The organism is Lactobacillus fornicalis (assembly GCF_055362665.1).
Genome location: NZ_JBLTIM010000053.1, coordinates 1 through 3,729, shown reverse-complemented (window position 1 = coordinate 3,729; position 3,729 = coordinate 1). Strand labels below are relative to the sequence as shown.

The 3,729-nt window shown below is 33.8% G+C and carries 8 protein-coding genes; 6 read left to right on the top strand and 2 right to left on the bottom strand.

The genetic code is table 11. The annotated features are described in order from the left end of the window. Positions 1-124 precede the first annotated feature (124 nt). Both ACNDLV_RS07740 and ACNDLV_RS07735 read right to left on the bottom strand, forming a co-directional pair. Entirely contained in the window at positions 125-541 is a 417-nt protein-coding gene (locus ACNDLV_RS07740; RefSeq protein WP_006588910.1) for an ImmA/IrrE family metallo-endopeptidase, read from the bottom strand. Beyond that, complete coding sequence (locus ACNDLV_RS07735; RefSeq protein WP_034530292.1) at positions 495-821, bottom strand: helix-turn-helix domain-containing protein; 327 nt, start codon at positions 819-821, stop codon at positions 495-497. Before ACNDLV_RS07735 ends, ACNDLV_RS07740 begins: the two co-directional genes overlap by 47 nt. Positions 822-1,110: 289 nt before the next feature. Here ACNDLV_RS07735 and ACNDLV_RS07730 point away from each other — a divergent pair, with 289 nt between their 5' ends. From ACNDLV_RS07730 to ACNDLV_RS07705, 6 genes are all read left to right on the top strand, one after another. Next, the gene (locus tag ACNDLV_RS07730; protein ID WP_022091223.1) at positions 1,111-1,302 is read left to right on the top strand and encodes a helix-turn-helix domain-containing protein; all 192 of its coding nucleotides are present in this window, start codon (positions 1,111-1,113) and stop codon (positions 1,300-1,302) included. Positions 1,303-1,718: 416 nt separating this feature from the next. Next, on the top strand, positions 1,719-2,495 hold the full coding sequence (locus ACNDLV_RS07725; protein ID WP_048588330.1) for a phage antirepressor KilAC domain-containing protein: 777 nt from the start codon (positions 1,719-1,721) through the stop codon (positions 2,493-2,495). After that, positions 2,495-2,752, top strand: a complete 258-nt coding sequence (locus ACNDLV_RS07720) for a hypothetical protein (protein WP_006587420.1) — start codon at positions 2,495-2,497, stop codon at positions 2,750-2,752. Before ACNDLV_RS07725 ends, ACNDLV_RS07720 begins: the two co-directional genes overlap by 1 nt. 14 nt (positions 2,753-2,766) lie before the next feature. Then, on the top strand, positions 2,767-3,036 hold the full coding sequence (locus tag ACNDLV_RS07715; RefSeq protein WP_265678523.1) for a hypothetical protein: 270 nt from the start codon (positions 2,767-2,769) through the stop codon (positions 3,034-3,036). A 17-nt stretch (positions 3,037-3,053) separates the two neighbouring features. Then, positions 3,054-3,332 (top strand): hypothetical protein, encoded by a 279-nt coding sequence (locus ACNDLV_RS07710; RefSeq protein WP_006587418.1) that lies wholly within the window; start codon positions 3,054-3,056, stop codon positions 3,330-3,332. After that, positions 3,333-3,518 carry a hypothetical protein gene (locus ACNDLV_RS07705; RefSeq protein ID WP_006587417.1) on the top strand — a complete coding sequence of 62 codons (186 nt, stop codon included), beginning with the start codon at positions 3,333-3,335 and terminating at the stop codon, positions 3,516-3,518. The last annotated feature ends 211 nt before the right edge of the window (positions 3,519-3,729 follow it).

The window sequence follows — 3,729 nt, the reverse complement described above, 5'->3', positions numbered from 1 at the left end:
TCCCCTCAGATAAAGGATTAACTAGCTTTTTATCTTGTTTTGGCATATAATATAAATATTCCTTTCTTTCATAAAGACTGGGACCAATGATGTAATCGAGGCACTCCGTATGGGGTGCCTTTTTTTATTTGTTAATTAATTTATAAATATAATCAACAAACTGGGTAGGCACCTGATAAAGCTTAATAAAGTTATCGATATTAAAATCATCAATATCATTTTCTTGTAGATAATAATCAAGAAGAATTGACAATCCAGTCTTAGTAGCTTCAGCTTCGGTTTTGATTGCACTTAATGCAGTGAAGTATAAAACACCTGAATCTTGGTTAAGAATATGACCTAATTCATGGGCAAACTGCAAAGGTGCATTAGGAGCATTTGAATTAATATAAATAGCTCTATCCTCCACACTTGAAACGGAGGGGTAATCAGGTGGTAATTCATGCTGCAATGAAACAGCAATATTATTTTTGGTGGCAAAATCAATTAAATAATTAATTGTTTCTTGCTTCGCCAAGATGTTTAAGTAATCCACGGACATAGTCCATATCCTCCTTAGGTATCGGTTTACCATCATAGAAATAAAGATTAGCATTATTGTTTAGATCTACTTCATTGTTAGAACTTTCATCTGCATCTGTAAAAAGAGAGGATACACTTACATTCATTACAGATGCCATCTTTTCTAAGCTAGTAGTAGATGGGGTTTTATGCTTCCAATTGTAGATAGTGCCAGCACTTATTCCAGACTTTTCTGCTAATTCTTGAATTGAAGTACCATGCTCTTTACAATATTTTTTTATCTTTTCAAAGGGCGTCATATCAACATTTCTCCTACTTTCTCACACAATAGGTGTAAAAAATAAGCGTTTTTGTGTTGACTATTTCACACTATGGGTTTAATATATTTTTTGTAAACGAAACAAAAACCGAAACAAAAACGTTATTTTTATATTGTGCAAATTTTCTAAAAAATAAACACGGATAATTGGCGTTACCGTTTATTTTTTATACCTTAATTTTAGTCTTTGGGTGTGATTTGTCAATAGAAATTTAACCTATAGTGTTTACATTTTTGTTTACAAATAAAAAAACAAAGAGGTGAGCAATATGCCTGAAATGGAACCAGGGCGAAATAAAATCAAGCAATTCTTGAAAGATAACGGCATTAGCATTGCTGAATTAGCAGTTTCGTATGGAATTACTAGACAAGAGTTATCTCAAGTATTAAGTGGTTATCGTTCTCGTCCTAAAGATAACAAGTTAATTCTGAAAATTATTTCAGATTTAGGAATTAAGTAGGAAGGAATATGGATATGGAAAAAGGTATAAAAAAAGACTTACCCAATGAAAAGGTAAGTCCAGACAGCGTTGTATCTCCACTCAAGAAAAATGGAAATATTGATGCATCAAAATTAGTTTCTGGTAAAAATTAACGACCTAAGTTCAGCTTAGGGTGTCAAAACTACCAAAACGGTACTTTTTAACGATGAACGTTTTGTTCACCGTTAATGGACGCCCCAATTCAGGGCGACCTAGCTGAAGTACCAAAATGGTATCTCAGATTCAATTGCCTGAGTCGGCAAATTACCGAGTCAGTACGTATACATAACCAGTCCCCTGAATCAGGGTAGTGGTCGCCAAAATGGAGACACCTGAAAGCGTCGCATTTTACGACGGTATTACAAAATAAAAAAAACGGAAGTGAGGGAAATCATATGACTGATTTACAAATTTTTAATTTTAACGGTACAGATATCAGAACACTAACTATTGATAACGAACCGTATTTCGTTGGTAAAGATGTGGCTAAAGTTCTTGGCTATAAGAATAGCCGAGATACACTTATGAAACACGTTGATGAAGAAGACAAAAAAGATGGGGTAGCAATTCGCGACTCCATCGGCAGAAACCAATCTGCAGTAGCAATTAACGAATCAGGCCTTTACAGCTTAATTCTTTCCAGCAAGTTACCAACTGCCAAGAAGTTTAAGCACTGGGTAACTAGTGAAGTCTTACCTGCTATTCGTAAACACGGTGGGTATCTTACTGATGAAAAAATTGAAGAAGCTTTATATAACCCAGACACATTAATTAAGCTTGCTACTCAATTGAAAGAAGAACGTGAAGGTAGATTGATTGCAGAACAACAGGTTGCTGAATTAAAACCTAAGGCTAGTTACTTAGATGAAATCTTAGCAAACAAAGAATTAATAACTGTATCAGTGATTGCTAAGGACTATGGAATGAGTGCAATGCAATTTAATAAGTTGCTTCACAACCTTAAAGTTCAATTTAAGCAAGGTAAGAGTTGGCTTTTATACAGCAACTATCAAAGCCTTGGCTGGACTTCATCGAGTACAAAGCAAGTAACTAAAAAAGATGGCTCAACAATGAACGTGATGAATACCAAGTGGACTCAAAAAGGACGCTTAGGCTTATATGAACTACTTAAAAGACACGATATTTTACCAATGATTGAGAGAGCTGCTTAATGGATAAATACAAGGAATTAATTAAAACGAATTTAAAAAATGCATTAGTTGCTTTAGATGAAAACGAAGCTTTTAAAAAATTAAATGACGCTGGTCGATTTAAGAATGATTTACCAACAAAAATCACAATTAATATTAATCCAGACAACACTATTGAGGTTGAAGGCGCAAGCGTAACACCATTTAATTTGAAGCATAGCACGCTCAAATTCAACATTGATGGTCAATCGAGCTGTTCATATTCATTACACGATTGAGAGGCTAATTAGTGATGACTGAAAAATACAGTGTTTGTCGAGTTGTTTTTAACGGCAAAAGTGGTGGATGTTATGACGGCTACATAATTAGTCAAAATCCCCAAGAAACTATGAGAATTCTCGTTCAAAATCATACATTCTTACTAGAATTTATCCCTTTATGGAAAGCAATCTTATTCAAAAAGCCAAGAGGTAAATGGTCATATTTACACGATGTATCACTTGAGTACTTACGAGAAACACCATTCAAGGTGGAAAGATACAGCGATTATGAAGAGCAATGATTGAGAGGGTGGCATAGATGAAAAGATTAACACTTGAACAAGAAATTAAAATTATCAAACAAGCGCAAGGCTTGAAAGACTTAGATGTATGGCAATTTATATTAGCGACAAGCGCATTTATCAGAGTATTTGAAGCAGAACTAAACCTAGATAGAAGAGCTATAGCAGCTAACATTGATAACTTGACTTTTTTGTCCGAAAAAGACTGGCAAAAATGGCTGGCAAAAACAGGTTGTAGCATTCCAGTTCAGGACTTATACAAAGAATTTATTAGAGAGGCGAAGAAGGGAAAATAAATGATTAAGACAGTTGAAATTGAATTTGAAAAAGATGCTCTTAACGATGACTTTAAAGAATTTATAACCGCACTTTTGAAATTCTTAGAAGGAAACACGGTTCTTTCAAGTTTTTACGACGATGATAAAGAACAACTTGAAATTCAATATTTAGAAAGAACTAGCAATTATGGATGTGTTAGATAAAGCCTTAGAGCATATTTCCCAGCTATATAAAGAAGTTGATTATAAACAACCATTTTTTACTAAAGAAGAAACTGCAATGATAATTCAATATTTAGAAAAGGACTAACAATGGAAAACATAAAAACTAAGATAATTGACCGTGGCTATATATATAAAAAATATGGTCGTGATAAACAAGGAGACCCAAAAGCAAAATTAGATGAAGCAATCA

What these genes read in the sequence shown, in the direction of transcription:
- ACNDLV_RS07740 (WP_006588910.1), bottom strand. Translation starts at nt 541, where the DNA reads ATGTCCGTGGATTACTTAAACATCTTGGCGAAGCAAGAAACAATTAAT.
- ACNDLV_RS07735 (WP_034530292.1), bottom strand. Translation starts at nt 821, where the DNA reads ATGACGCCCTTTGAAAAGATAAAAAAATATTGTAAAGAGCATGGTACT.
- ACNDLV_RS07730 (WP_022091223.1), top strand. Translation starts at nt 1,111, where the DNA reads ATGCCTGAAATGGAACCAGGGCGAAATAAAATCAAGCAATTCTTGAAA.
- ACNDLV_RS07725 (WP_048588330.1), top strand. Translation starts at nt 1,719, where the DNA reads ATGACTGATTTACAAATTTTTAATTTTAACGGTACAGATATCAGAACA.
- ACNDLV_RS07720 (WP_006587420.1), top strand. Translation starts at nt 2,495, where the DNA reads ATGGATAAATACAAGGAATTAATTAAAACGAATTTAAAAAATGCATTA.
- ACNDLV_RS07715 (WP_265678523.1), top strand. Translation starts at nt 2,767, where the DNA reads ATGACTGAAAAATACAGTGTTTGTCGAGTTGTTTTTAACGGCAAAAGT.
- ACNDLV_RS07710 (WP_006587418.1), top strand. Translation starts at nt 3,054, where the DNA reads ATGAAAAGATTAACACTTGAACAAGAAATTAAAATTATCAAACAAGCG.
- ACNDLV_RS07705 (WP_006587417.1), top strand. Translation starts at nt 3,333, where the DNA reads ATGATTAAGACAGTTGAAATTGAATTTGAAAAAGATGCTCTTAACGAT.